Source organism: Micromonospora sp. NPDC047644, from assembly GCF_040704315.1.
GTDB lineage: Bacteria > Actinomycetota > Actinomycetes > Mycobacteriales > Micromonosporaceae > Micromonospora.
Genome location: NZ_JBEYSY010000021.1, coordinates 38,136 through 63,445, shown reverse-complemented (window position 1 = coordinate 63,445; position 25,310 = coordinate 38,136). Strand labels below are relative to the sequence as shown.

Sequence of the window (25,310 nt, the reverse complement as noted above, 5' to 3'; positions counted from 1 at the left end):
GCCGGCCGGCTTCTGACTGGGTACGGCCGCGGTGCGCGGCTCGTCGCGCTCGCTCATGCCGCCACCTCCGTGGTCTGCTGCGAGGCCACGATCTCGGCGTACGTCGGGCAGGTGTCCAACAACTCCGCGTGTCGTCCCACTCCGACGACCCCTCCGTTCTCGAGAACGATGATCTGATCGGCGTCGATGATCGTGGAGACCCGCTGGGCGACGATCACCACCGCCGCGTGCGCGGTGACCGGCCGCAGGGCCGCTCGCAGCCGCGCGTCGGTGCCCAGGTCGAGCGCGGAGAACGAGTCGTCGAAGAGGTAGATCTCCGGTTGCCGGACCAGGGCGCGGGCGATGGCCAGGCGCTGCCGTTGCCCACCGGAGACGGTGGTGCCGCCCTGCGCGATCGGGGCGTCCAACCCGCCGGGCATCTGGGCCACGAAGTCCCGGGCCTGGGCGATCTCCAGCGCCGACCACAGCTCCTCGTCGGTGGCGTCCGGGTTGCCGTAGCGCAGGTTGCTGGCGACCGAACCGGTGAACAGGTACGGCCGCTGCGGCACCAGGCCGATGCGGCGCCACAGCTCGTCCGGCGCCAACTCCCGCACGTCCACCCCGTCGACCAGCACCGCGCCGTCGGTGACGTCGACCAGGCGGGGGATCAGGGACAGCAGCGTCGTCTTGCCCGCGCCGGTGCTGCCGATGATCGCCGTGGTGGTGCCCGGGGTCGCCCGGAAGGAGATGTCGCGCAGCACCGGCTCCACCGCACCCGGGTACTGGAAGCGCACCCCGCGCAGCTCCAACTCGGCCCGGCTGGGCAGCTCGGTGACCGGCACGGTGGCCGGGACCACCGAGGAGTCGGTGTCCAGCACCTCGACGATCCGCTCGGCGCAGACCGCCGCCCTCGGCACCATCATCAGCATGAAGGTGGCCATCATGACCGCCATCAGGATCTGCATCAGGTACTGGAGGAACGCGGTGAGCGCGCCGACCTGGATCGCGCCGGCGTCCACCCGCTGCGCGCCGAACCAGAGCACGGCCACGCTGGAGACGTTCAGCACCAGCATGACCACCGGAAAGATCAACGCCAGCAATCGACCGGTACGCAGCGCGGTCGCGGTCAGGTCGGCGTTGGCGACGCCGAAGCGTTCCGTCTCGTACGGCTCTCGGACGAACGCACGGACCACCCGGATGCCGGTGATCTGCTCGCGCAGCACCCGGTTGACCGTGTCGATGCGGGTCTGCATCAGCCGGAAGCCCGGCACCATCCGACGGATGATCGCGCCGAGGGCGATGGCCAGCACCGGCACGCTGACCAGCAGCAGCCAGGAGAGCCCGACGTCCTCACGCAACGCCATGAACACACCGCCGACGCTCATGATCGGTGCGGCGACGAGCATCGTGCAGCTCATCAGCACGAGCATCTGCACCTGCTGCACGTCGTTGGTGTTGCGGGTGATCAGCGACGGCGCCCCGAACCGGGCCACCTCGCGGGCGGAGAAGCGGTTGACGTGCCCGAACAGTTCGGCGCGTACGTCCCGGCCGAAGCCCATCGCGACCCGGGCGCCCAGGTAGACAGCCGCGATGGAGCAGACGATCTGGATCAGGCTGACCAGCAGCATCCAGCCGCCGGTGCGCACGATGTAGTCGGTGTCGCCCCGGGCCACACCCTGGTCGATGATGTCCGCGTTGAGGCTGGGCAGGTAGAGCGAGGCCATGGTGCCCACGAACTGGAGCAGCACGACCGCCAGCAACGGTCTCTGATAGGTGCGCAGTTGGCCGCGCAGGAGTCGGATCAGCACGCCGGGTCCTTCGTTTCGGTAGGGCGTCCGGTCATCCGCGGGTCGTCTCCGCTGCCGATGACCTCAAGCAGGAACTCCCGGATCACCTGGGCCTTCGCCGGGTCGGCGTCGACCGAGGTGAGGGGCCGTCCGGAGTGCATGAGCGCGTCGAGCGCGGCCACCCGCTCCCGCCCGGCCGGGGTGATGGCGAGTCGGATGCTGCGCCGGTCGTTGTCGTCGCGCTGCCGCTCGACCAGACCGTCGCGCTCCAGCGTGTCGACGATTCCGGTGAGGGTCGCCGGGCGGACGAACCCCTTCTCGGCGACCGTCCGGTGCGGCAACTCGCCGTGCCGGGCGAGCGTCATCAGGGTGATCATGCCGGCCTGGGTGAGGCCGTGCTCCTCGGCGAGGTAGCGGTTCCACCGCTGCCCCACCAGGTGCCCGGCCACCACCAGCAGCCGGCCGAGCGGCACGTCCTGGAGGGTCACGAGTTCCACGGCTAGCAGATTAGCCCCCTGATAGTCAGGGGCCAAACGAATTTGCCGCAGCGGTGGCCCAACCCGGCCCGTCGACGCGAGCTGATCGCGGCGGGAGGGCAGAAACGCGTCGATCATGGAGTTGTGGTGGGCAATTCGCCCCTCACTGCCCCTTCTGCGGGGCACCACAACTCCATGATCGACGCGCTGGAGGGTGTCCTACCAACTCGTGGGGAGGGGCATTCCTTCGGTGAAGCCGGCGGCACTCTGCACGCCGACGATGGCCCGCTCGTGGAACTGGGTCAGGTCCCGCGCGCCGGCGTACGTGAACGCGCTGCGTACCCCGGCGATGATCTCGTCGATCAGGTCCTCGACACCGGGGCGGGCCGGGTCCAGGTGCATCCGGGCCGAGGAGATGCCCTCCTCGAACACCGCCTTGCGGGCCCGGTCGTACGGGCTGTCGTCGGCGGTCCGGGCGCTGACCGCCCGAGCCGAGGCCATTCCGAAGCTCTCCTTGTACCGCCGGCCGTCCGGCTCGGTGTAGAGGTCACCGGGGGACTCGTAGGTGCCGGCGAACCAGGAGCCGATCATCACGTTCGACGCGCCGGCGGCGAGCGCCAGCGCCACGTCCCGGGGGTGCCGCACCCCGCCGTCGGCCCACACGTGCCGGCCCAGTTGGCGGGCGGCGGCCGCGCAGTCGAGCACGGCGGAGAACTGCGGTCGACCCACGCCGGTCATCATCCGGGTGGTGCACATCGCCCCCGGGCCGACGCCGACCTTGATGATGTCCGCCCCCGCCTCCACCAGGTCGCGGACGCCCTCGGCGGTGACCACGTTGCCGGCCGCCACCGGCACCCCCGGGTCCAGCTTCCGGACCGCCTGAAGTGCCGAGATCATCCGTGCCTGGTGGCCGTGCGCGGTGTCCACGACCAACGTGTCCACCCCCGCCTCCAGTAGCGCCGCCGCCTTGCCGGTCACGTCCCCGTTGATCCCGACGGCCGCCGCGATCCGTAGCCGGCCCCGGTCGTCCACCGCCGGTGTGTAGAGCGTGGCGCGCAACGCGCCCTGTCGGGTCAGCACCCCGACCAGTCGACCTTCGGCGTCCACCACCGGGGCGAGTCGGCGACGGCCCGCGGAGAGCAGATCGAAACCGGTACGAGGATCCGCGTCCGCCGGGACGGTGTGCAGCTCGGTGGACATCACGTGACGCAGTTGCGCGAAGCGGTCCACGCCAGTGGTGTCCGCCTCGGTGACCACGCCCATCGGCCGGCCGGCGTCGTCGACGACGATCACCGCTCCGTGCGAGCGCTTGGGCAGCAGGTGGATGGCGTCGCCCACGGTCTCGGTCGGGCCCAGCGTGATGGGGGTGTCGTAGACCAGGTGGCGCTGCTTGACCCAGGCGACGACGTTCGCCACCACCTCGATCGGAATGTCCTGCGGGATCACCGTGATGGCACCCCGGCGGGCGACCGTCTCGGCCATCCGCCGTCCGGCGACCGCCGTCATGTTCGACACCACCAAGGGAATCGTGGTGCCGGTGCCGTCGCCGGTGGAGAGGTCGACGTCGAGTCGGGAGCCCAGGTCGGAGCGGGCCGGCGCCATGAAGACGTCGGTATAGGTCAGGTCGTGCGCGGGAGCCGCGCCGTGAAGGAACCGCACCCGACAATCATTCCCGCTGGTGGCCCGTTCCACCGCCGGTGGTCGCGGAAAACACTCGCATCGCCGTCGGTCCCGGTGCCGCGCCACTGCTCGCCGGAGGAGCCGAGGTGCACGGCGAGTCCGGGTAGAAACCGGTCAGCCCAGCAGGAGTGTCACGGCGAGCCCGGCCATGACGACGGCGATGAGCGCGTCCAGCACCCGCCAGGCGACGGCGCGGGCGAGCAGCGGCGCGAGGCGCTGCGCACCGACGCCGAGCGCGGTGAACCAGACCACGCTGGCCAGAACGGCGCCGGTGCCGAAGACCCACCGGTGCGGATGTTGCTGGGCCACGCTGCCAAGGAGCAGCACGGTGTCCAGGTAGACGTGCGGGTTCAGGTAGGTGAAGGCGGCACAGGCCAGCAGGGTCGCCCCCAACGTGGCCGGCGGCCGTTCGGTGGGCAGCAGGGCGCCGGGACGCAGGGCGCGGCGGGCGGCGAGCCCCGCGTAGCAGAGCAGGAAGGCTGCTCCGCCCCACCGGATCGCCGTCAGCAGGCCCGGTCGACCGGTCACCAGCGAGCCGACCCCGGCCACTCCCGCCATGATCAGCAGCGCGTCCGAAGCGGCGCAGGTCAGCACCACGGGTACGACGTGCTCGCGTCGCAGGCCCTGACGCAGGACGAAGGCGTTCTGGGCGCCGATGGCGACGATGAGAGCGATGGAGACCGAGAAGCCGGCGAGGGCGGAGGTGAGCACGGAGTCGACGCTAGGACCGTCGACAGCCACCAGTCCAACTAAAGATTCTCAGGCATCTTAAGCTCGGCTAATGGATGGTCTCGACTCGGCGCAGCTGCGGACACTCGCGGCGGTGGTGGCGGAGGGCAGCTTCGACGCGGCGGCCCGGCTGCTGCACGTCACGCCGTCGGCGGTGAGCCAACGGATCAAGGCGCTGGAGGAGACAGTCGGTCAGGTGCTGGTCCGCCGTGCCCGTCCGTGCGTGGCAACCGACGCCGGCCGCCCGCTGCTGCGCCTGGCCGGCCAGCTCGCGCTGCTCGAACGGGAGGCGCTGGCCGATGCCCGCGGCCCGTTGGCCGGCGGTGGCCGGATCCGGGTCGCCGTGGTGGTCAACGCGGACTCCCTGGCCACCTGGTTCCCCGCCGCGTTGGCCCGGTTGCCGCAGCGGGCCGGGCTCTCGTTCGACCTGCGGCAGGACGATCAGGACCACACTGCCGAGCTGCTGCGCGACGGCTCGGTGACGGCAGCGGTCACCGCCCAGCGGGAGGCCGTGCAGGGTTGCCGCGTGCTGCGACTCGGGGCCGTGCGCTACCGCGCGTTGGCCACAGCGGAATTCGCGGCGTCCCACTTCCCCGAAGGACTCGCCGCCGCCGCGCTGGCGAGCACCCCGTTGTTGGTCTTCGACCGGAAGGACCGGGTGCAACATCGGTTCATCCGGGCGGTGGTCGGTCGACCGCTCGACCCGCCGGTGAACTACGTACCGTCGGTGCCGGCGTTCAGCGAGGCGATCCGGCTCGGGTTGGGATGGGGTCTGGTGCCGGAACAGATCGCCCAGGCCGACCTGACCGCGGGTCGCTGTGTCGACCTCGCGCCGGGCCGACACCTCGACGTTCCGCTGTACTGGCAGCACTGGCGGCTGGAGTCGGACGTGCTGAACGCCCTGACCCTCGCCGTCCGCGAGGTCGCCGCCGAAACCCTGCGCTGATCGTCCGCCGGACGGCTCAGGCGATGGTGCAGATGGGCGCGCCGGCGGTGATCACGGCCCCGACCTCGGCGTTGAGGCCGCTGACCGTACCCGCCTTGTGCGCGTGCAGCGGCTGCTCCATCTTCATCGCCTCCAGCACCACGACCAGGTCACCCTCGGCCACCGTGTCGCCGTCCGCCACCGCGATCTTGACGATGGTGCCCTGCATCGGCGAGGTGAGCGAGTCGCCGCCGGCCGGGGCGCCGGCCTTGGCACCGCCACCGCGCCGGGTCGGCTTACGAGCGGCGGGTGCCGCGGTGGTCGTACTCCCGCCGAAGCCGGCGGGGAGGCTGACCTCGATGCGCTTGCCGCCCACCTCGACCACGACGGTGTCGCGCTCGGCCGGCGCCTCGGCGCTGCCGGCGGCGGCGGTGAACGGCGGGACCGTGTTGTGGAACTCGGTCTCGATCCACCGGGTGTGCACGGTGAAGGGCTCGGCGGTGAACGCCTCGTCCCGCACGACGAGCCGGTGGAACGGCAGCGCGGTGGCCATCCCGTCGAGGACCATCTCGTCCAGCGCGCGGCGGGCGCGCTCCAGCGCCTCGGTCCGCGTCTCACCGACGATGATCACCTTGGCGAGCAATGAGTCGAAGTTGCCGCCGATCACGTCGCCGGCCGAGATGCCGGTGTCGACCCGCACACCTGGCCCGCTGGGCAGGCGCAGCGCGGTGACCGTGCCGGGCGCGGGGAGGAAGTTACGGCCCGGGTCCTCGCCGTTGATCCGGAACTCGATGGCGTGCCCGCGCGGCGTCGGGTCCTCGGTGATCCGCAGCTTCTCGCCGTCGGCGATCCGGAACTGTTCGCGGACCAGGTCGATGCCGGCGGTCTCCTCGGTGACCGGGTGCTCGACCTGGAGTCGGGTGTTGACCTCCAGGAAGGAGATGGTGCCGTCGACGCCGACCAGGTATTCCACGGTGCCGGCGCCGTGGTAGCCGGCTTCGCGACAGATCGCCTTGGCGCTGTCGTGAATCTGGGCGCGCTGGGCGTCGGTGAGGAACGGCGCGGGCGCCTCCTCGACGAGCTTCTGGTGCCGCCGCTGCAACGAGCAGTCCCGGGTGCCCACCACGATCACGTTGCCGTGCTGGTCGGCGAGGACCTGCGCCTCGACGTGCCGGGGCTGGTCGAGGTACCGCTCGACGAAGCACTCGCCCCGACCGAACGCCGCGACCGCCTCCCGGGTTGCCGACTCGAACAGCTGCGGGATCTCCTCCATCGTGCGGGCGACCTTGAGGCCGCGCCCGCCACCACCGAAGGCGGCCTTGATGGCGACCGGCAGGCCGTGGTCGACGGCGAAGGCCATCACCTCGTCCGGGCTGGCCACCGGATCCGGGGTGCCGGGGACCAGCGGTGCGCCGGCCCGCTGGGCGATGTGCCGGGCGGTGACCTTGTCACCCAGGTCGCGGATCGCCTGCGGGGTGGGGCCGATCCAGGTCAGCCCGGCGTCGGTGACGGCCTGGGCGAAGTCGGCGTTCTCACTGAGGAAGCCATAACCCGGGTGTACGGCGTCGGCACCGGCGCGAGCGGCGACGTCGAGCAGCTTGTCGATGCGCAGGTAGGTCTCGGTCGCGCTGTCCCCGCCCAGCGCGTACGCCTCGTCCGCGAGGGTGGCGTGCAGGGCGTCGCGGTCGGAGTCCGCGTACACGGCAACGCTGCCCAGGCCGGCGTCGCGGCACGCGCGGATCACCCGGACGGCGATCTCGCCGCGGTTGGCGATGAGTACCTTGCGCACCTTCGTGGCTCCTCCCGGGCAGGTTACTGACGGGGAGTCTATCGGCCGCCCACGGCGGCCCTAACGATCGCTCAGTGTGGGATGGCGCACTGCACCCGCCACGGTTTAGTCAAACTTGGCTATTACGCTTGTCGGGTGTCTTCGACTCGGATGATGATTCTCGGTCTGGTGCGGTGGATGCAGCCCGTGCACGGCTACGACGTGCGCCGTGAGCTGCTGAGCTGGAGCGCCGACAAGTGGGCGAACGTGCAACCCGGATCGATCTATCACGCCCTGCGCAAGCTCACCGAGGAGGGGCTGCTCCGCGCCGTCGCGACCGAGCAGGTGGGCGCCCGACCGGCGCGGACCACGTACGAGGTGACGGTCAAGGGGGAGGACGAGTTCGAGACGCTGCTGCGCAACTCCTGGTGGACCATCAGCGAGCCGGTCGACCCGTTCGTGGCCGCCTTCTCCTTCCTGCCGGCCATGCCGCGCGCCGAGGCGGCTGCCGCCCTGCGTAACCGGGCCAACCTGCTGCGCGCCGGCGTCGACTCGATGCGCGCCTCGCTGGAGTCGGGCTGGGTGCGCAACCGCAAGCCGGTGCACGTGGCCTGGATGTTCGAACTGTGGTCGGCGCGCGCGGAGGCGGAGATGACCTGGTGCGAGCGGATCGCGGAGCGGATCGATTCCGGAGTGTCGTACCTGCCTGCTGAGCTGGACGGAGCGCAGGGTTGGACGGGGTGGAAGGACGGCGCGGAGTCGCCCGGCACCGACGCGGAATAATCAACGTTGACTAGAAAAGCTATATCGCGTTAGCCTACCGACGGCACAGCGGGGGATTGCGCCGTCCGGCGTCGACCCACTCGACGGCCGGCCCGACCGGCCCGAACGACCAGGAGCAGAGATGATCGAGACCAGGGGGCTGCGGAAGTCGTTCCGCTCCCGCGCGGGTCGAGAGACGAAGACGGTGGACGCCGTGCGGGGCGTCGATCTTGACGTTGCCAAGGGTGAGATCTTCGGCTTCCTCGGCCCGAACGGCGCCGGTAAGACCACCACGCTGCGGATGCTCGCCACGCTGATCGAGCCGGACGGCGGCGAGGCCACCATCGCGGGCGCCGACCTGCGCAAGGACCCCGCCGAGGTGCGTCGCCGCATCGGGTACGTCCCGCAGGGCGGCAGCACCTGGGACGAGTCCACCGCCCGCGAAGAGCTGGTGCTGCACGCCCGGATGTACGGCATCAGCAAGGCCGAAGCGCAGCGGCGTGCCGCCCGCGCCCTCGACGCCTTCCAGCTCACCGAATACGCCGACCGCAAGTGCAAGACCTACTCCGGCGGCCAGCGTCGCCGCGTGGAGATCGCCCTCGGCATCATCCACGAGCCGAAGATCGTCTTCCTGGACGAGCCGACCACCGGCCTCGACCCGCAGAGCCGCGCGCACATGTGGGACGAGATCCGCCGGCTCCGCGCCGACGGGATGACCGTCTTCATCACCACCCACTACCTGGACGAGGCCGACGCGCTCTGCGACCGGATCGCGATCATGGACAACGGCGAGGTGGTGGCCGAGGGCACCCCCGCCGAGCTGAAGCGGGAGATCTCCGGCGACGTGGTGCTGGTCGGTCTCGACCTGACCGCCACCCCGCAGGCCGCCCAGACGCTCGACGGCGAGCCGTACGTCAACAAGCTGGAGACGGTCGACGAGGGCGGCCTGCGCCTCTACGTCGACGAGGGCGCCACCGCCATCCCGCAGGTGCTGCGCCGACTCGACCACGCCGGGCTGGAGTTGCGCTCGATCGAGCTGCACCGACCCAGCCTGGACGACGTCTTCCTCACCAAGACCGGCCGCTCGCTGCGCGAGTCCTGACCACCGGAGACGACTCTCATGAAATTCGCCCGTGACTCGTGGCTGATCTTCCAGCGCCAGATCCAACTCCTACTACGCAACCCGGTCTGGGTCTTCGTCGGCGTGTTCCAGCCGGTCATGTACCTGCTGCTCTTCGCCCCGCTGCTCAAGCCGGCACTGAACGCGCCCACCCAGGCGGCCGCCTACAAGATCTTCGTACCGGGTCTGCTGGTGCTCCTGGCCATCTTCGGCGGCCTGTTCCAGGGCTTCGGCCTGATCGCCGAGCTGCGAGCCGGCGTCATCGAACGCTCCCGGGTCACCCCGATCAGTCGGCTCGCCCTGCTGCTCGGCCGCTCGCTGCGCGACGTGGTCTCGCTCCTGGTGCAGGCCGTCATCATCACGCTCCTGGCGCTCATCTTCGACCTGCGGGTGTTCCTCGGGGACCTGCTGCTGGCGTACCTGATGCTCGCCCTGATCGCCCTCATGACCTCGGCCGTCTCCTACGGCGTCGCCCTCAAGGTCAAGAGTGAGGACGCGCTCGCCCCGCTGATGAACACGGTGGCGCAGCCGGTGCTGCTGCTCTCCGGCATCCTGCTGCCGCTGACCTTCGCGCCCGGCTGGTTGCAGGGCATCGCCAACTGGAACCCGTTCTCCTGGGCGGTCGACGGCACCCGGGCGCTGTTCGCCGGTGACCTGGGCAGCGACAAGGTCTGGCAGGGCCTCAGCATCACCGCGGTCCTGGCCGCGCTGGGCGTCTACTGGGCTGCCCGCCAGTTCGCCCGCAGCGTCCGCTGACGCCCGCTCCCGCTGCTCCTCCATGGTGAGGTGTCCCCTGGTGGGGGCACCTCACCATCCGTGTTCGGCGGTTGCCGACGGTCAGCGGACCCGGGCCAGGGTCAGGCCGTCCGCGATCGCAAGCATCACCGGGTCCACCCGTACGTCCGCGACAACCTCATCGTTGAACGCGGCGATGGCCCGGTCGGCGGCGTCCCGCGGGGCGATGACCCGCCCGCCACGCAGGACGTTGTCGACGGCGATCACCCCACCCGGACGCATCCGGGGCACCAACTCGGCCCAGTAGATCGGGTAGCCGGTCTTGTCCGCGTCGATGAACGCGAAGTCCAGGTGCCGCTCGTGCGGCAACTCCCGCAGCCCGTCAGCGGCCGGGCCGATGCGCAGGTCGATCAGATCCTGCACGCCGGCCCGCGCCCAGTAGCGCCGGGCGATGCCGGTGAACTCCTCGGAGATGTCGAAGCAGGTCAATCGCCCACCCTCGGGCAACCCGCGGGCGATCGCCAGCGACGAGAGCCCGGTGAACGTGCCGACCTCGACGGCCTGGCGCACACCGAGCAGCCGGGTGAGGAAGGTCAGGAATGCGGCCTGCTCCGGAGCCACCTGCATGGTGGCGTGCTCGGGCAGCACCGACCGGGTCTCCTCGGCCAGGTCACGGATGATCTCGTCCGGCGGGGAGCCGTGTGCGACCAGATAGGCGTGCAGCTCGTTGGTGAGCGGGATCGACTTGATGGTCATGACCGGACGTTACCGAGCGGCTCGACCATTTGGCCGCCCGGCGCGACAGTCGTCCACAGGTCGGTGATCCGCAGATCCAGCTCGGCGAGGAGCCGGCGCAGCAGCGGCATCGACAGCCCGACCACCGTCCCCGGGTCACCCTCGATCCGTTCCACGAACGGCCCACCCAGCCCGTCGATCGTGAACGCGCCGGCCACCGCCAGTGGCTCGCCGGTGGCCACGTACGCGGCGATCTCGTCGTCACTGATGTCAGCGAAGTGGACGGTTGTCGACGCGACCGCCTCCGCGCGCCGGCCCGCAACCACGTCGACCAGGCAGTGCCCGCTGTGGAGAATGCCGCTGCGGCCCCGCATCCGCAGCCACCGCCGGGTCGCGTCCGCGGCATCCGTCGGCTTGCCGAGGATCTCCCCGTCGAAGGCGAGCACCGAGTCGCAGCCGATCACCAACGTCCGCTGATCGGCGGCCGAGTTGAGCCGGGTCAGCACCGCCTGTGCCTTCAGGCGAGCCAACTCCAGGCACAACTCCTCGGCCCGTTCGGTCACCACCAGGGACTCGTCCACCCCACTGACCAGCACCTCCGGCTCGACGCCGGCAGCCTGGAGCAACTTACGACGGGCAGGGCTCGCCGATGCGAGCACGAGGCGGAGCGGCAAAGTCTCAGACACCACCCCGACGTTACCGCCCAACACCCCACCAGGACGGACCCACACCCCGCCGCCGAGTGGCCCGCCCTTGATCCATTCCATTTCCAGGAAACCGCGCTATCCCACCACCCCGAACACCGCGACTTCCTGCAAGCAGAGTGGATCACCGCTTCGCCGATCGTTCAGCGACTGATTCTGGGTGGCGGATCATCACCACGACGACGCCGCCGCGCCATCACGGCCCATCCGACGCCGGCAGCCACGAGCACCCCGAGAGTGGCCAGCCCCCGCGCGGTCGCGCCATCGCTCTCATCACCCGGCTGCGCACCAGCCGTCGTGGTCGGGCCAGCGCCGGCCGGAGCGCTCACCGATTCAAACCCAAGCGGCGGTACGTCTGCCGTCAGCGCCGCCACAAGATCGATCACTCCATAGCCGTACTCGTCGTCACGCCCAGGGGGGCCCTTGTCGACGGCGGTAGCCGTGAGCCGATGCGCCACCTCCCGGGCCGGCAGGTACGGGTACTTGGATCTGATCAACGCAGCCGCACCCGCAACGATCGCCGTCGCGTCGGAGGTGCCGGTGCCTTTGCGGTACTTGCCGTCGATGCTCGTGCTGTAGATGTCTACCGCAGGCGCAACCACGTCAATCTCCGGCCCAGTGACCGAGACGGCGGCACGCTTCCCGTCTCGGTCGATTCCACCCACCGCGATAACCTCCGGGTAGCGTGCGGGATAACCCACCATTTGCGTCCAAGGTGCATTGCCGGCGGCAGCAACCACTATGATGTCAGCTTGTAAGGCCATTCTGACTGCCTGTTGCAGGCGAGCGCTAACCCCGCCGGCGATTGAAATGCTGATAACATCGGCACCGGCGCTGATTGCGTACTCTATTGCCGCTGCTAATGATTCCGAATCGCCTTCCCTCCCCGGAGGTGAACAAAATATTGGCAGAATCCTCGCTTTCGGTGCGATGCCCAGTGCACCTGAGTACCCGTTGCCGTGAGCCGCGATTAGACCCGCCATTCCCGTGCCATGGCCGTCCATGTCGGTCAATCCGTCCCCGCCGCCTCCAGAAATTACGTCTTTGCCAGGAAGTAGGCTTCCCCTTAGATCCGGATGTTGGTCTGTGCCACTGTCGGGAAGTGCAACAACCACCCCGTCGCCTTGGCTGATCTCATGCGCGTCGGTAGCTTTCAAAAAATTGAGATGCCATTGCTCGCTACGGGCGTGATTGGGCTGTCTTTGTAGCGCGGGCTCTGGAATTCCTCCCGAAAGGCTCAATGCCAACAGGAGGGGGAGGGCGAGGTAAGGCCTCACCGAGGAAGGCCGAGAGCGGGGCCCGGGTCGATTGGGCCGTCCTCGTCGGGCGGGAGCACCACTGGTGCCACTCCTTGCTCGGTTCTCCACGGATAGTCGGCGTCCCACCGGTCGGACTCGCTGTCGCTGCCACCGTAAACCCAACGGCCGGGACGGACAGGAGGGGTTCCCGTCTGCCGATTGGCTCCGGTGCCCGGGGCGCCACCGATAGGCGACATGCCGCCGATCGTTCCGGAAGCGCGCGGAGCGCTTGGTCGTGAGCCTGCCCCTCCTGTTGGCGCTGTCCCAGCGCTACCGCCGCCGATGACACCTCCAATCGGATTGACCCGGCGCGGCGCGGCCGCGCCGCTGTTGGGTTGACCAAAGCCAAGGCCGGGTGATCCACCGATCAAACCACTCGGTGGCATTGTCCGAGGTGTGGTGGGCGTAGTAACCCCGTTGGTCCTCGGCTCGTTGGGTGAAGGCAGCCCCGGTGCGCGCTGCTCAGTTGGCGACCGGAGGACATTTGACGCGTTAGGAATTCCCCCGAGAGTTGGCGGTTGCGCCATTCCAGATGCCTGGTTGACGTGTCCTAGTTGTTGGCCGCGTGGCAAGTCGCCAACCGTGGGGACTGGGACTGCTGTTGCCCCACCAAGAACAGGGCCAACTCCTCCGGTAGCCGGTAGCCGGCTGTCGGGCGAGCTAGCGGAAGAGTCAATGGATGACGGAATCCTCGCAGGTGGCCGAATGGGGACCGGAACGATGGGGGGAACAATGGGTGCCAGTGCCACAGCTGTTGTCGTGCCAGCCCCTTCTTCGTCGACGCGAGGAGCGGGCCGAGGGGGTGGTTTTTGAAGTGTTGCTTGGGCTTGTTGGAGTTCGCCGCTCAGGTTGAACATCATGGAGCGGGCCTGCACGTTCAGCCGTTCCAGGTCCCCGTCAGCGACAGGCGGCTCGGTCACCCGGTTGCCCATCACCGCTTTCGGGTCGGCGACCATCGACTCGTACGCCTGCTTCTGCTGGAACTTGGTCGCGTACTCCTCATAGATCTTCTGAAGTGCGGCGCGGGTGGTGCCGATGGCCTGGGTTGCGGCGGAGAGCGCTGTGTAGTTCGCGGCGGCGGCGTCGTGGGTGCGCTGCACCTTGTCGATGAGTTCGTCGAGTTCGGCGAGGTACGTGCGGGAGGCGGCGCTGGTTTCGGGGGGCCATGCCGCGGCGAGTCCGCGTCGGTACTGCTGGAGGCGGCCGAGGTGGGTTTGCGCCAGGTCGCAGACCTTGCGCCAGCCGGCGACCTGTTTCCAGTGGTTGGCGGTGTCGTGGTCCTGGAGGCAGGCCCACATGCTGTTGACGTCCATGAGGTGCCAGTCGGTGAGGCCGGAGGTGCGGCCGGTGCCCCGTTCAATCACGGCAGCATCACCGGCCCTTCGGCGTCGGGACCGGTCGGGTCGGTCAGTATCGACGTGGGGCCGCCGGGCAGCATGTTCAAAGGGTTGGCGAGGGCTCGTTGCACGTCGATCACTCGGGCGGCGGTGAAGGCGTCGCTGTCGGCGTAGCGGGTGGCGACCTGATCGGCGGCGGCGGCGAGGTGGCCGGTGGCGCCGCGGACGGCGTACACCATGTCGGCGGTGGCCTGCTGCGTCTCGTGGTGGGCGTGCAGGAAGGTGACCAGCTCGATGAAGGCGTCACACGGGTTGGGCAGCTTCGCCGACATGTCTTCGGCGATGTACGACAGGTGCGGCGCGTAGTTGCTCTCGACCTCGGCGGCGAGCCGGTCGGCGAACTCTCTGAGCTGGCTGATGTCGGCTTCGATGCCGCCGTAACCGCGTAGCCAGGGTGCTGGCCGGTCCTCTTCGGGGATCATGGATCCTCCCTACCCGTAACGGCACCGTTTCCCTGAGTGAGGTTAACGGCTCATCGCCACCCTGGCAGCCCCCGTACGGCAGGTCTCGGGTCAGCGGGGCAGGCCGGCGGCACGCCACCCGCGTGAGTCGCCGGGTCGGCCGCTGCGCGCCCAGGCGGACGCGGTCGCCGGGGCGGGGGCGGCGGCCGGACGGGTTCGGACGATGATCGCCCCCACCAGAGCGGCCAACTCCTCGGCGGTGGGCACGCCGCGGACGACCCGGAACAGCGGCTCTTCGGCAGACATGCCGCCAGGGTACGCGGCGCGAAGTTACCCGAAGCGCCCAGTGGCGTGCCGGCGGTGTGAGCGTCAGCGGGTCCGGGTACCGTCTCACCGATGTCGAACGCGCTTCCCCAACTCGTCGCTGACCGATACCGGCTCCTGTCGCCGCTCGGCCAGGGCGGCATGGGCCGGGTGTGGAAGGCACGCGACGAGGTGCTGCACCGGGACGTCGCCATCAAGGAGTTGGTGCCGCCACCCGGTCTCACCGACGAGGAGCGCCGCGAGATGCGGGAGCGCTCGTTGCGGGAGGCGCGGGCCATCGCCCGGCTCAACCACGCCAATGTCGTCCGCATCTTCGACGTGCTGCGGACCGACGGCGATCCGTGGATCGTCATGGAGTACGTGGCGTCCAAGTCGTTGCAGGACACTCTCGCCGAGGACGGCCCCGTTTCGGTGGCCCGCACGGTGGAGATCGGCCTGGGCGTGCTGGGTGCGCTCAGCGCCGCGCACAAGGCGGGCGTCATGCACCGCGACGTCAAGCCCGGCAACGTGTTGCTCGGCGAGGACGGCCGGGTGGTGCTGACTGATTTCGGTCTCGCCACGATCCCCGGTGACCCCAACGTGACCCGCACCGGCATGGTGCTCGGTTCGCCCGCGTACATCTCGCCGGAGCGGGCCCGGGACGGCACCGCCGGGCCGGAGGCCGACCTGTGGTCGCTGGGCGCGACGCTCTACGCGGCGGTCGAGGGCAAGTCGCCGTATGCCCGGCCGTCGGCGATCGGCACCCTGGCCGCGTTGGCGACCGAACCGATTCCGCCGCCGAAGAACGCCGGTCCGCTCAAGGCCGTCCTCAACGGGCTGCTGCGCAAGGACCCGAACGAGCGGATCACCGCCGAGGTGGCGGAGCGGTTACTGCGCCGCGCCGGGGGCAAGCGGTCGCGCGGCATCTCCCTGCTCGATGGCGTACGCCGGCCTGGGCCGAACGGTCCGCGCGAGCCGCGACCGCCGCTGGTGCCGGCTCCGCGACCGGCCGAGAGTGTCGACCGGCCGGTGTCCCCGCCGCCCGCCGCCGCGACCACTTCCGCCGCCACCTCTGCCGCTGCCGCGACTTCCGCTGCTGCCGCGACCCCCGCCGCCGATGCCACGCCGACGGCGGTCGTCTCCTCGGGCGCGGCCGCGGACCCGACCGCTGTGGTGCCGGCCAAGCCGACCGCGGCGCCTGCCGAGCCGACCGCCACGATCGACCGCCCGACCGCTGCCGACCCGGTGGAGGCCGAGCCGACGACGAAGGTCGCGGCCGCGCCCGACACGAGCGTCGACGGTACGACGAACGTCGACGACGAGCCGACGGTTGTCGACGGTCCGCCGGTGGCTCCGGAGCAGCGCAAGCCGACCACGCCGACGTCGCTCATGCCGCCGGTGAGTCCGGCCGGCCGCGCTGCGGTGCCGCTCTCGGATGGCACGAAGCCGGACAACACCCGACGCAACCTGCTGATCGGGGCGGTGGTCGCGCTCCTGCTGATCGGCCTCGTGGTGGTCGTGCCGATGCTGACCAAGGACGACGACAAGACTCCGCAGGCCAACCCGACCGGTGCCGGCGCGACCTCGGGTGCCGCGCCGACCTCCGCTGCGGCAGCACCGCCACCGTCACCGACGACGGGTGCTCCGAGCCCGTCGGCGTCGGCCACCCCCTCCGTCGACCCGAACGCGCTGCCGGCGGGCTGGAAGCTGCACCGCGACCCGGCCGGCTTCTCCCTGCCGATTCCCAATGGTTGGGTGCGTCGCGAGGTCGACAGCGTCACTGTCGTCTTCGACCAGTCCAACGGGCCGGGTGAGCTGCTCGTGCAGTGGACCCCAAACCCGGCGAAGGACGCTGTGGCGGACTGGAGGGAGCAGGAGCCGAACCGCGCCAGCCGCGTCAACAACTACCAGTACCTCAGCATCAAGCCCTGCAACTTCTGGAAGACCTGTGGGGACTGGGAGTGGCTGGAAACCCGGGACGGGCAGCGGATCCACGTCCGTAACCGAGGGTTCGTGACGGCCAGCAACCGTGGTTACGCGCTGCGGTGGGAGATCGCGGAGAAGGACTGGCAGGCCAACCTGCCGAACTTCGACCGGATCGCCAAGGGTTTCGTGCCCGACCGTCAGGACTGAAACTCCTTCGCATGACCTTCCGTCGTCGTGGGTAATTGACCTTCGACGACGGAAGGGAGGCACGACATGGGTTACCGACGGAGGGACGCTCGGCCCCGGCTGGCACTGTGGATGCTCGTGGCGCTTGGCGATGCGATCCTGCTGCTGGTCAGCGCTGGGGTTTCGGTGCTCGTCGCACTGCTCGGCGTCGTGATCGTCACCGGCCTTGGTGTTGCTGCCTGGCGGTTGACCCGCAGGGGCGCGCTGGCTCGTGAGGATGCTGTGGTGCCGGCCCTGAGCCGGCGGCGGGCTTGACCCGTGCCCGGTGGTGTGGCGGCAGCCGGACCGATTGTCGACCATGATGGTGATCGTCGATCCCGCTGCCGCCAACGGCCCGGTCAGGTGTTGTTGGCCAACGCGATCAGGCGGCTCCGGTCACCGTTCCAGTAGTTGCGATCCACGTTGCCGCTGATCCCGGAGACCGCGCCGGTGCTGGTGTACTGCCAGAAGCTCCACACCGAAGCCCCGGCCGGCAGGGCACCGGGGGTGCTCGACCAGCGGGCCAGCCAGAGCGGGTGGTTCGCCCACGGGCCGGTCCAGCTGCCGGTGCACTGGTTCCACCAGCTCGTGGTGGTGTAGATGACCGCGTACCGCCCGGTGCGGGAGCGGTAGGTGTTCAGGAAGTCCTGCACCCAGTTGCGCATCCCGGTGGTGCTGAGCCCGTAGCAGTAGCCGCCGCTGTACGGGTTGGCCTCGATGTCCAGCGCGGCCGGCAGGGTGCGGCTGTCCGCGGACCAGGCGCCGCCGTTGGAGGCCAGGTAGTTGGCCTGGGTGGAGCCGGCGGAGATGTTCGGGCGGGCGAAGTGGTACGCCCCGCGGATCACCCCGGCGTTGTACGAGTTGACGTAGTTGGCGTTGAAGTTCGGGTCCTTGTAGCTGGTGCCCTCGGTCGCCTTGATGAAGGCGAACTCGATGCCGGCGTTGCGGACGCTGGTCCAGTTGATGCTGCCCTGGTAGCGGGACACGTCCACACCGGGTGTGGTGGCGGCGGCCGCCGGTCCGGCGGTCGCGACCAGAGCCGCCGCCGCGGTGGCGAGGACGGTGAGGCCGGCCGCGAGCGCGCGGCGCAGCGATGACGAGGTACGGGCCATGAGTGCCTCCAAGGACGTCGCTCTATCGACATCCATCTTTGGAGGTAAGTGCCCTAGATCGCAAGTGCAGCTGAAAAAAGCTTCATCGATGGTTCATGAAGGTCCGCCGCCCGGGGTCCAACGGTTCAGCGCAGGGTGGCCGGATCGAGCTGCCAGCGGAACGGCTCCACGATGATCAGCATCTCGCCAGCCTTGGCGACCTGGTCCTCGACGTAGTGTTCACCGTCCAGCCGGTACAGCCGCAACGAGTGCCCCTCCCCGTCCTGCTCGACAAGCAGGTACCAGGGGATTCGCGCGATGGCGTAGAGCTGCATCTTGAGCAGACGATCGGCGGCTGCGTTGCCCGGCGAGACGACCTCCCCGACCAGGCGCACCCGGTCAGCGTCGAGGAAGGTGCCCTCGTCGTCGTCGTCGGTCACGACGAGGTCCGGAATGACGACCCGGTCGACGCCGAGCCGGACGTTGATCGCGTCGTAGACCAGGAAGCCGCAAGGCTCTGCTGCGGCCTCGACGCTGTTCGCCAGCCGACGCGACACCCGCTGGTGCCGTCGGCTCGGGGCAGGGCTCACCAGCAGGCTCCCGTCGAGCAGCTCGATCCGGTCCGGCGTCTCGCCCAAGGCGAAATAGTCGGTTTCGGTCCACAAACCGATGTGCGGCTCCAGAGGTGCAGTGCTCACCGACGTTCACCTCCCGCTTCACTCGCCACCCGATCAGTCTCACAGGATACGAGCCGGTGCCTCGGGAGCGACACGGAACGTCGCCGGTAGGCTCGCGCCCCATGATGTCGATCGACGGACTGGGCGAGAAGTGGGACACGCTGTTCGGCGCGCAGCCGGACCCGCCCGCGCTGCTGGTGCTGATCACCGGGGCCGTCGCGCTGGTGGTGGTCTCCACCCGGCTGCCGTGGCGGATCGCGCGTAACGCCATCACCATCGCGCACGAGGGCGGGCATGCCCTGGTCGCCCTGCTGACCGGCCGCAAGCTGCGCGGCATCCGACTGCACTCGGACACGTCCGGGCTGACGCTCTCCGCGGGCCGCCCCACCGGGCCGGGCATGATCCTCACTCTGCTCGCCGGGTACGTCGCACCGCCGCTGGTCGGGCTGGCCGGGGCCTGGCTGCTCGGTGGTAACCGGATCACCCTGCTGCTCTGGGTGGCCGTGGCGCTTCTGCTGGCCATGCTCGTCATGATCCGCAACGCCTTCGGTGTGGTGTCGCTGCTGGTCACCGGCGCACTGGTGTTCGCCGTCTCCTGGTACGCGACGCCGCAGGTCCAGGCCGCGTTCGCGTACGCCGGGGTGTGGTTCCTGCTGCTCGGCGGGGTGCGACCGGTGGTCGAGCTGCAACGGCTGCGCTCGCGGGGCCGGATGCCCGCCTCCGACGCCGATCAGCTCGCCGGGCTCACCCCGTTCCCGCCGCTCTTCTGGGTGGGCGTCTTCTTCCTGGTCAACGTGGCGGCGCTGATCGCCGGAGCGCTCCTGCTCGCCGGGCCGTTCCTCCCCACGTCGCCCTAGCCGCCTCGCTCCGGTCGATCCGGGCAGAATGGGGCGATGCGATACCTGATCATCGGCGCGGGCGCGGTCGGCGGGACCATCGGCGTACGGCTGGCCCAGGCCGACCGGGACGTGACGGTGGTGGCCCGCGGTGCGCACCTGGAGGCGATCCGAGCGCGGGGTCTGACCCTGCGGCAGCCCGAGGGTGAGGTCACCGCCCGGCTCGCGGCGGTGGACCGGCCCACCGACCAGCCGCTGCCGGCCGACACCGTGCTGATCCTCACCGTCAAGTCACAGGACACCGCCGACGCGTTGGCCGCCTGGGTGGACGCTCCCGTGGTCGGCGGTGGCACGGCGGGCGAACGTCTGCCGCTGGTGACCGCGCAGAACGGGGTGGCCAACGAGCGGGCCGCGCTGCGCCTCTTCGCCGACGTGCACCCGGTCTGCGTCTGGCTGCCGGCCACCCACCTGGATCCGGGAGTGGTGGTCGCCAACGGTCACCCGCATCCCGGGATGCTCCACATCGGGCGGTACCCCGCAGGCGCCGACGACACCGACCGGGCTGTCGCCGCCGACCTGACCGCCGCCGGCTTCGTCGCCCCGGTCCGCGCCGACGTGCTGCGCTGGAAGTACGGCAAGCTGCTCAGCAACCTCGGTAACGGCCTGCAGGCGTTGCTCGGCCGGGACGTCCCGGACGCCCTGGTCGAGCGGGTACGCGCCGAGGGCGTCGCCGCGCTCGCCGCCGCCGGCATCGCGCACACCTCCCCGCAGGAGGAGAAGGCCGAACGCGGCGACCTGGTCGGGCAGCGCCCGGTCGACGGCGAGGCCCGCTCCGGCGGCTCGACCTGGCAGAGCCTGGCCCGGGGCACCGGCTCGACCGAGGTCGACCACCTCAACGGTGAGATCGCGCTGCTCGGCCGGTTGCACGGGGTGCCGACGCCGGTGAATGCCGCGGTGCAGCGGGCCGTACGCCGGGCGGTCCGGGAGCGGATCGGGGCCGGCGCGTTCCCGCTCGACGAGCTGGAAAAGTCGATCGCCTGACCGGGCAACCAATGCCCCACGCCGGTGCGTGTTCCCAGCGACCGACACGGGGAGGTATCGGGTGCCGGACGTCGACGGGTTCGACGAGTTCTACCGGGGGAGTCGGCAACGACTCCTCGGGTTCGTCTACGCCCTCACCGGCGATCGGGGTGAGGCGCAGGACGCCGTGCAGGAGGCGTACGTCCGGGCGTGGCAGCGCTGGTCGGCGATCAGCGGGTACGACGACCCGGAGGCGTGGGTGCGGGTGGTGGCCAGCCGGATCGCCGTCAGCCGGTGGCGCAGCCTGCGGAGCCGCGCCCGCGCCTACCTGCGGCACGGGGCCACCGAGACCGTTCCCGGGCCGGGCACCGACACCGTCGCGGTGGTCGCCGCGCTGCGTCGACTGCCCGAGGAGCAACGCGTCGCCATCGCCCTTTACTACCTGGTAGGCATGCCGGTCGCCGAGGTCGCGCGGGAGACTGCGGCCCCGGTGGGCACCGTCAAGGCCCGTCTCTCCCGGGGGCGTACCGCGCTCGCCGGTCTGCTCGCCGTCTCTGATTTGGAGGAGGCTACCGATGCGTGACGACCCGACATTCGTCGAACAGATCCAGCGGGACCTGCGGGACGTGCGCTGGCTCGGCCCGGAGGAGATCCGCTCCCGGGCCCGCCGGCGCAGCCAGCGCAGGATCGTGGTGGCCACCGTCGCGCTGGCTCTCGCCGGGGTCTCCGCAGTGGCGGTCGCCGCCCCGAGGAAGTCCGCGCCGCCGGTCCCGCCGGCCGCCGCGCCCTCCGCCTCGCCGACCCGGCACGAGATCAGCACCGACGCCTTGTTGCAGCCGGCTGACCTGCCACAGCAGGTCGACGTGCAGCTCAGCCAGTCGGGCCTGGGCGAGCCGGTCCTGCTGGATTACCAGCTCGCCGCCTGCCGGACGAGTCAGGGGCGATCGAATGGCTGGCTGCATTCGATCCTGTCCCGTTCGCAGACCCTGGTGCCGAAGCGCGACGCGGCAAAATCCGATGGTCTGGTCACGCAGGATCTCTACCGGCTGCCTCCGGACGCGGCCATCCAGCTTCTCGCCACCATGGACGACCTGGTCGCACCGTGTGCCGAATGGACCAGCGTCGGCGAAATCAAGGTGCAGGGCGGAACAGGCATCGGGTCGGCGACGCACCGCTGGGCGGTGATCCAGCGGGACTTCGCCGGTGACGGGGCTGCGCTGCTGCGGCACACCGGTTCGCAGCCCGTCGACCAGAAGACGGGCAAACCCATCGCCGCGCCACCTCGGCCGACCACCACCGCCGTGGTCCGGGTGGGCGACCTGATCACCGTGCTCACTCTGCGGGAGACGGGCACCGAGGTGGACGTGCCCCGATTGGCGGAGGTCGCCGCCCGCCGGATGTGTGCCGCCGCCAACCCCGCCTGCTGACCACTGTCGATCCGCGCCACCTCAGGGGTTTGTCGCCCGCCGCCCGGAGGCAGCTTCTCGTGACGTTGCGCGGATCGACCAGCCTCAGAGCGGAATGTTGCCGTGCTTCTTGGGCGGCAGGGTCTCCCGCTTGGTCCGCAGGACGCGCAGCGCCCGGACGATCTGGGTGCGGGTCTCGTGCGGAGCGATCACCGAATCGACGTACCCGCGCTCGGCGGCCACGTACGGGTTGGCCAGGGTGTCCTCGTACTCGGCGATCTTCTCGGCCCGGACGGCCGCCGGGTCCTCGGCCCCGGCCAGCTCGGAGCGGTAGAGAATGTTCACCGCGCCCTGCGCGCCCATCACCGCGATCTGCGCGGTCGGCCAGGCGAAGTTCAGGTCCGCGCCGAGGTGCTTGGAGCCCATCACGTCGTACGCCCCGCCGTACGCCTTGCGGGTGATTACGGTGACCTTCGGGACGGTCGCCTCGGCGTACGCGTAGATGAGCTTCGCGCCCCGGCGGATGATGCCGTCCCACTCCTGACCGGTGCCAGGCAGGAAGCCGGGCACGTCCACGAAGGTCAGCACCGGAATGTTGAACGCGTCGCAGGTGCGGACGAACCGGGCGGCCTTCTCCGAGGCGGCGATGTCCAGGGTGCCGGCGAAGTGCATCGGCTGATTGGCCACCACACCGACCGGCCGCCCCTCGACCCTGCCGTAGCCGACCACGATGTTCTGCGCGTAGAGCGGCTGAACCTCGAGGAACTCCCCGTCGTCGAGGACGTGTTCGAGGACGGTGTGCATGTCGTACGGCTGGTTGGCCGAGTCCGGGATCAGGGTGTCCAACTCCCGGTCCTCGTCGCTGACCGCCAGCTCGGCGGGGGCCTCGACGACGACCGGCTCGTCGAGGTTGTTCGACGGCAGGTACGACAGCAGCGCCTTGACGTAGTCGACCGCGTCCTCCTCGTCGTTGGCGAGGTAGTGCGCGTTGCCGCTGCGGGTGTTGTGCGTACGCGCGCCGCCCAGCTCCTCCATGCCGACGTCCTCGCCCGTCACGGTCTTGATCACGTCGGGGCCGGTGATGAACATGTGCGAGGTCTGGTCGACCATCACGGTGAAGTCGGTGACCGCCGGGGAGTAGACGGCGCCACCGGCACACGGCCCCATCACCAGTGAGATCTGCGGGATGACGCCGGAGGCCCGCACGTTGCGGAAGAAGATCTCGCCGTAGAGGCCGAGCGAGACGACGCCCTCCTGGATGCGCGCGCCGCCGGAGTCGTTGATGCCGACCACCGGGCAGCCGATCTTCATGGCCAGGTCCATCACCTTGACGATCTTTTCGCCGAAGACCTCGCCGAGCGAGCCACCGAAGACCGTGAAGTCCTGCGCGAAGACGCACACCTGCCGGCCGTCCACCGTGCCGTAGCCGGTGACCACGCCGTCGCCGTACGGGCGGTTCCGCTCCAACCCGAAGGCGGTGGACCGGTGCCGGGCCAGTTCGTCGAGTTCGACGAAGGAGCCCTCGTCGAGCAGCATCTCGATCCGCTCGCGGGCGGTCTTCTTGCCGCGCGCGTGCTGCTTCTCCACGGCGCGGGCCGACCCGGCGTGCACCGCCTCGTCGACCCGGCGCTCCAGGTCCGCCAGCTTGCCCGCGGTGCTGTGCATGTTGGTCCCGGTCTCGGTAGTCACCCAGGGAATATAACGATGGTTCAGGTGGGTGCCGCTGTGCAGTACGCCTCAGTGTCGGCCGGAGCACCGCCGTAGGCTGGCGGAATGTCGGGCTCCCCGTACACCGATCTGGACCGGCCGCCGCTGTCGGCGGCCCGGCTGCGCCGCGCGTTGACCGCGCCGAACGGGCCCTGGGCCCGACTGGAGCTGCGTGCCGAGACCGGCTCCACCAACGCCGACGTGGCCGAGGCCGCCCGGGCCGACGAGCCCGAGGGCCTGGTCGTGGTCGCCGAGCGGCAGACCGCGGGGCGCGGCCGGCGCGGGCGGGTCTGGCAGTCGCCGGCGCGGGCCGGCATCGCGACGAGCGTCCTCCTGCGGCCCGGCGAGGCCGTGCCGGACCGCGGCTGGCTGCCGGCGACACCCACCGGGTACGGGTGGCTGCCGTTGCTGGCCGGGGTGGCGCTGGTGGAGGCGGTGGCCCGGCTGGCCGAGCTGGAAGCCACCCTGAAGTGGCCGAACGACCTGCTGATCGACGACGCGAAGTGCGCGGGCGTGCTGGCCGAGGCGGTGCCGGGACGAGCGCCGGACCAACCGCCGGCCATCGTGCTGGGCATCGGGCTCAACGTGACGTTGCGCGCCGACGAGTTGCCGGTCAATCCGACCGGGCTGCCGGCCACCTCGCTCCAGTTGGCCGGCGCGGTGGCCACCGACCGGGACCCGCTGCTGCGGGCGCTGCTGCGAGCGGTCGCCGACTGGTACGACCGTTGGCGTTCGACGGGCGGCGACGCGGTGGCCAGCGGCCTGCGCGACGCCTACCTGGCGGCCTGCGCGACGATCGGGCGCGAGGTGCGCGTCCTGCTCCCCGACGGGGACTCCCTGACCGGCACCGCCACCGGAGTGGACCCGGACGGCCAACTGATGGTCACCACGTCGACCGGCGCCCGAACCCTGGCCGCCGGCGACGTCCTGCACCTCCGCTGAGGACGGGCAAGATCACGTAGAGCCGAGTGGGCCCGCGCGGCGGATGTTGTGGTGGGGCTTGCGGGGTTTACCGTCTGCGCGTCCAGAAAATCGCGTTGGAGGTTCCCGTGGCGTTTCCCGAGGACGTGCTCACCGAGGACGAGCACGTCGTGCTGCACCTGCATCCGCACTGGAAGGCGTTGATCCGGCCGATCGCGGTGCTGGTGCTGGCCATCGCCGCGGTGGTGGTCGGCGTGCTCCTGTTGCCCCAGAGCGGCGGCGGTTCGATCGCGCTGGCCGTGATCGGGGCGATCGCCCTGGTCGCGGTGCTCTGGCTCGGCCTGTGGCCGTTCCTGGTCTGGCGGACCACCCACTACCTGTTCACGAACGAGCGGGTCCTGCTTCAGCAGGGTGTGCTCTCCCGGGATCGGCGGGACCTCCCGCTCGCCCGGGTCAACGACCACTCGATGAACCAGCGTTTCGTCGAGCGTCTGCTCGGCTGCGGGACGCTCACCATCGAGTCGGCCGGTGAGCGCGGCCAGTCGGTGCTCGCCGACGTGCCGGACGTCGGGAAGGTGCAGACCACCCTGTACGAGCTGGTCGAGGCACAGCACGACAAGCACTCGCTGGGCGATGGCGAGATGCGCGACATGCTCGCCGACATGCAGGACGGCAAGCCGCTGCGCGACACCACGACCTGAT

Annotated in this window: 25 protein-coding genes; 12 read left to right on the top strand and 13 right to left on the bottom strand. The window is 70.3% G+C overall.

Annotated features, from left to right (window positions below; translation table 11 throughout):
• Positions 1-53: 53 nt before the first annotated feature.
• The 4 genes from AB0877_RS28635 to AB0877_RS28620 form a co-directional block, all read right to left on the bottom strand.
• Positions 54-1,787 (bottom strand): ABC transporter ATP-binding protein, encoded by a 1,734-nt coding sequence (locus tag AB0877_RS28635; protein WP_366612674.1) that lies wholly within the window; start codon positions 1,785-1,787, stop codon positions 54-56.
• On the bottom strand, positions 1,781-2,263 hold the full coding sequence (locus AB0877_RS28630; protein WP_366612673.1) for a MarR family transcriptional regulator: 483 nt from the start codon (positions 2,261-2,263) through the stop codon (positions 1,781-1,783). Before AB0877_RS28630 ends, AB0877_RS28635 begins: the two co-directional genes overlap by 7 nt.
• A gap of 198 nt (positions 2,264-2,461) precedes the next feature.
• Entirely contained in the window at positions 2,462-3,901 is a 1,440-nt protein-coding gene (locus AB0877_RS28625; RefSeq protein WP_366612672.1) for a GuaB1 family IMP dehydrogenase-related protein, read from the bottom strand.
• A 135-nt stretch (positions 3,902-4,036) separates the two neighbouring features.
• Positions 4,037-4,633, bottom strand: a complete 597-nt coding sequence (locus AB0877_RS28620) for a LysE/ArgO family amino acid transporter (protein WP_366612671.1) — start codon at positions 4,631-4,633, stop codon at positions 4,037-4,039.
• 70 nt (positions 4,634-4,703) lie between these two features.
• Between AB0877_RS28620 and AB0877_RS28615 the strand changes: the two genes are divergently transcribed.
• Complete coding sequence (locus AB0877_RS28615; RefSeq protein ID WP_366612670.1) at positions 4,704-5,597, top strand: LysR family transcriptional regulator ArgP; 894 nt, start codon at positions 4,704-4,706, stop codon at positions 5,595-5,597.
• 16 nt (positions 5,598-5,613) lie between these two features.
• Here the strand turns inward: AB0877_RS28615 and AB0877_RS28610 are convergent, their stop codons facing one another.
• Positions 5,614-7,365: a biotin carboxylase N-terminal domain-containing protein gene (locus tag AB0877_RS28610; RefSeq protein ID WP_366612669.1), complete on the bottom strand. Its 1,752-nt coding sequence runs from the start codon at positions 7,363-7,365 to the stop codon at positions 5,614-5,616.
• Positions 7,366-7,515: 150 nt separating this feature from the next.
• Here AB0877_RS28610 and AB0877_RS28605 point away from each other — a divergent pair, with 150 nt between their 5' ends.
• The 3 genes from AB0877_RS28605 to AB0877_RS28595 all read left to right on the top strand — a co-directional run bounded on the left by AB0877_RS28605 (position 7,516) and on the right by AB0877_RS28595 (position 9,982).
• Positions 7,516-8,127 carry a PadR family transcriptional regulator gene (locus AB0877_RS28605; RefSeq protein ID WP_366612702.1) on the top strand — a complete coding sequence of 204 codons (612 nt, stop codon included), beginning with the start codon at positions 7,516-7,518 and terminating at the stop codon, positions 8,125-8,127.
• A 121-nt stretch (positions 8,128-8,248) separates the two neighbouring features.
• The gene (locus AB0877_RS28600; protein ID WP_366612668.1) at positions 8,249-9,208 is read left to right on the top strand and encodes an ATP-binding cassette domain-containing protein; all 960 of its coding nucleotides are present in this window, start codon (positions 8,249-8,251) and stop codon (positions 9,206-9,208) included.
• 18 nt (positions 9,209-9,226) lie between these two features.
• Positions 9,227-9,982 carry an ABC transporter permease gene (locus AB0877_RS28595; RefSeq protein WP_366612667.1) on the top strand — a complete coding sequence of 252 codons (756 nt, stop codon included), beginning with the start codon at positions 9,227-9,229 and terminating at the stop codon, positions 9,980-9,982.
• 81 nt (positions 9,983-10,063) lie between these two features.
• Here AB0877_RS28595 and AB0877_RS28590 read toward each other — a convergent pair whose 3' ends face one another.
• The 5 genes from AB0877_RS28590 to AB0877_RS28570 form a co-directional block, all read right to left on the bottom strand.
• Positions 10,064-10,717, bottom strand: a complete 654-nt coding sequence (locus AB0877_RS28590) for an O-methyltransferase (protein ID WP_366612666.1) — start codon at positions 10,715-10,717, stop codon at positions 10,064-10,066.
• Entirely contained in the window at positions 10,714-11,382 is a 669-nt protein-coding gene (locus AB0877_RS28585) for a nucleoside triphosphate pyrophosphatase (RefSeq protein WP_366612665.1), read from the bottom strand. Before AB0877_RS28585 ends, AB0877_RS28590 begins: the two co-directional genes overlap by 4 nt.
• 161 nt (positions 11,383-11,543) lie before the next feature.
• Entirely contained in the window at positions 11,544-12,623 is a 1,080-nt protein-coding gene (gene mycP / locus AB0877_RS28580; protein ID WP_366612701.1) for a type VII secretion-associated serine protease mycosin, read from the bottom strand.
• Between the two features lie 1,435 nt (positions 12,624-14,058).
• A complete protein-coding gene (locus AB0877_RS28575) occupies positions 14,059-14,517 on the bottom strand; it encodes a hypothetical protein (RefSeq protein WP_366612664.1) in 459 nt (152 codons plus the stop codon).
• Positions 14,518-14,607: 90 nt separating this feature from the next.
• On the bottom strand, positions 14,608-14,802 hold the full coding sequence (locus tag AB0877_RS28570; RefSeq protein WP_366612663.1) for an acyl-CoA carboxylase epsilon subunit: 195 nt from the start codon (positions 14,800-14,802) through the stop codon (positions 14,608-14,610).
• Positions 14,803-14,892: 90 nt separating this feature from the next.
• Here AB0877_RS28570 and AB0877_RS28565 point away from each other — a divergent pair, with 90 nt between their 5' ends.
• Positions 14,893-16,932 carry a protein kinase gene (locus AB0877_RS28565; protein ID WP_366612662.1) on the top strand — a complete coding sequence of 680 codons (2,040 nt, stop codon included), beginning with the start codon at positions 14,893-14,895 and terminating at the stop codon, positions 16,930-16,932.
• A gap of 66 nt (positions 16,933-16,998) precedes the next feature.
• The gene (locus AB0877_RS28560; protein WP_366612661.1) at positions 16,999-17,226 is read left to right on the top strand and encodes a hypothetical protein; all 228 of its coding nucleotides are present in this window, start codon (positions 16,999-17,001) and stop codon (positions 17,224-17,226) included.
• An 83-nt stretch (positions 17,227-17,309) separates the two neighbouring features.
• Here AB0877_RS28560 and AB0877_RS28555 read toward each other — a convergent pair whose 3' ends face one another.
• Complete coding sequence (locus AB0877_RS28555) at positions 17,310-18,062, bottom strand: GH25 family lysozyme (RefSeq protein ID WP_366612660.1); 753 nt, start codon at positions 18,060-18,062, stop codon at positions 17,310-17,312.
• Positions 18,063-18,187: 125 nt separating this feature from the next.
• Positions 18,188-18,739: a Uma2 family endonuclease gene (locus AB0877_RS28550; protein WP_366612659.1), complete on the bottom strand. Its 552-nt coding sequence runs from the start codon at positions 18,737-18,739 to the stop codon at positions 18,188-18,190.
• A gap of 101 nt (positions 18,740-18,840) precedes the next feature.
• Here AB0877_RS28550 and AB0877_RS28545 point away from each other — a divergent pair, with 101 nt between their 5' ends.
• From AB0877_RS28545 to AB0877_RS28530, 4 genes are all read left to right on the top strand, one after another.
• Complete coding sequence (locus tag AB0877_RS28545; protein ID WP_366612658.1) at positions 18,841-19,575, top strand: M50 family metallopeptidase; 735 nt, start codon at positions 18,841-18,843, stop codon at positions 19,573-19,575.
• A 36-nt stretch (positions 19,576-19,611) separates the two neighbouring features.
• Positions 19,612-20,595, top strand: a complete 984-nt coding sequence (locus AB0877_RS28540; protein WP_366612657.1) for a 2-dehydropantoate 2-reductase N-terminal domain-containing protein — start codon at positions 19,612-19,614, stop codon at positions 20,593-20,595.
• Between the two features lie 61 nt (positions 20,596-20,656).
• Positions 20,657-21,157: a SigE family RNA polymerase sigma factor gene (locus AB0877_RS28535; RefSeq protein ID WP_366612656.1), complete on the top strand. Its 501-nt coding sequence runs from the start codon at positions 20,657-20,659 to the stop codon at positions 21,155-21,157.
• A complete protein-coding gene (locus AB0877_RS28530) occupies positions 21,150-22,001 on the top strand; it encodes a hypothetical protein (RefSeq protein ID WP_366612655.1) in 852 nt (283 codons plus the stop codon). Before AB0877_RS28535 ends, AB0877_RS28530 begins: the two co-directional genes overlap by 8 nt.
• A gap of 84 nt (positions 22,002-22,085) precedes the next feature.
• On the opposite strand, the gene AB0877_RS28525 is transcribed toward AB0877_RS28530, so the two are convergent.
• Entirely contained in the window at positions 22,086-23,669 is a 1,584-nt protein-coding gene (locus tag AB0877_RS28525) for an acyl-CoA carboxylase subunit beta (protein WP_366612654.1), read from the bottom strand.
• Positions 23,670-23,753: 84 nt separating this feature from the next.
• Between AB0877_RS28525 and AB0877_RS28520 the strand changes: the two genes are divergently transcribed.
• Entirely contained in the window at positions 23,754-24,629 is an 876-nt protein-coding gene (locus AB0877_RS28520; protein ID WP_366612653.1) for a biotin--[acetyl-CoA-carboxylase] ligase, read from the top strand.
• A gap of 107 nt (positions 24,630-24,736) precedes the next feature.
• Positions 24,737-25,309 carry a PH domain-containing protein gene (locus AB0877_RS28515; protein ID WP_366612652.1) on the top strand — a complete coding sequence of 191 codons (573 nt, stop codon included), beginning with the start codon at positions 24,737-24,739 and terminating at the stop codon, positions 25,307-25,309.
• The last annotated feature ends 1 nt before the right edge of the window (position 25,310 follow it).

Excerpts from the sequence above, each read along its gene's own strand:
- AB0877_RS28600 (WP_366612668.1), top strand. The coding sequence starts at position 8,249 with ATGATCGAGACCAGGGGGCTGCGGAAGTCGTTCCGCTCCCGCGCGGGT.
- AB0877_RS28565 (WP_366612662.1), top strand. The coding sequence starts at position 14,893 with ATGTCGAACGCGCTTCCCCAACTCGTCGCTGACCGATACCGGCTCCTG.
- AB0877_RS28575 (WP_366612664.1), bottom strand. The coding sequence starts at position 14,517 with ATGATCCCCGAAGAGGACCGGCCAGCACCCTGGCTACGCGGTTACGGC.
- AB0877_RS28595 (WP_366612667.1), top strand. The coding sequence starts at position 9,227 with ATGAAATTCGCCCGTGACTCGTGGCTGATCTTCCAGCGCCAGATCCAA.
- AB0877_RS28520 (WP_366612653.1), top strand. The coding sequence starts at position 23,754 with ATGTCGGGCTCCCCGTACACCGATCTGGACCGGCCGCCGCTGTCGGCG.
- AB0877_RS28570 (WP_366612663.1), bottom strand. The coding sequence starts at position 14,802 with ATGTCTGCCGAAGAGCCGCTGTTCCGGGTCGTCCGCGGCGTGCCCACC.
- AB0877_RS28615 (WP_366612670.1), top strand. The coding sequence starts at position 4,704 with ATGGATGGTCTCGACTCGGCGCAGCTGCGGACACTCGCGGCGGTGGTG.
- AB0877_RS28545 (WP_366612658.1), top strand. The coding sequence starts at position 18,841 with ATGATGTCGATCGACGGACTGGGCGAGAAGTGGGACACGCTGTTCGGC.
- AB0877_RS28605 (WP_366612702.1), top strand. The coding sequence starts at position 7,516 with ATGATGATTCTCGGTCTGGTGCGGTGGATGCAGCCCGTGCACGGCTAC.
- AB0877_RS28540 (WP_366612657.1), top strand. The coding sequence starts at position 19,612 with ATGCGATACCTGATCATCGGCGCGGGCGCGGTCGGCGGGACCATCGGC.
- AB0877_RS28530 (WP_366612655.1), top strand. The coding sequence starts at position 21,150 with ATGCGTGACGACCCGACATTCGTCGAACAGATCCAGCGGGACCTGCGG.
- AB0877_RS28590 (WP_366612666.1), bottom strand. The coding sequence starts at position 10,717 with ATGACCATCAAGTCGATCCCGCTCACCAACGAGCTGCACGCCTATCTG.
- AB0877_RS28560 (WP_366612661.1), top strand. The coding sequence starts at position 16,999 with ATGGGTTACCGACGGAGGGACGCTCGGCCCCGGCTGGCACTGTGGATG.
- AB0877_RS28555 (WP_366612660.1), bottom strand. The coding sequence starts at position 18,062 with ATGGCCCGTACCTCGTCATCGCTGCGCCGCGCGCTCGCGGCCGGCCTC.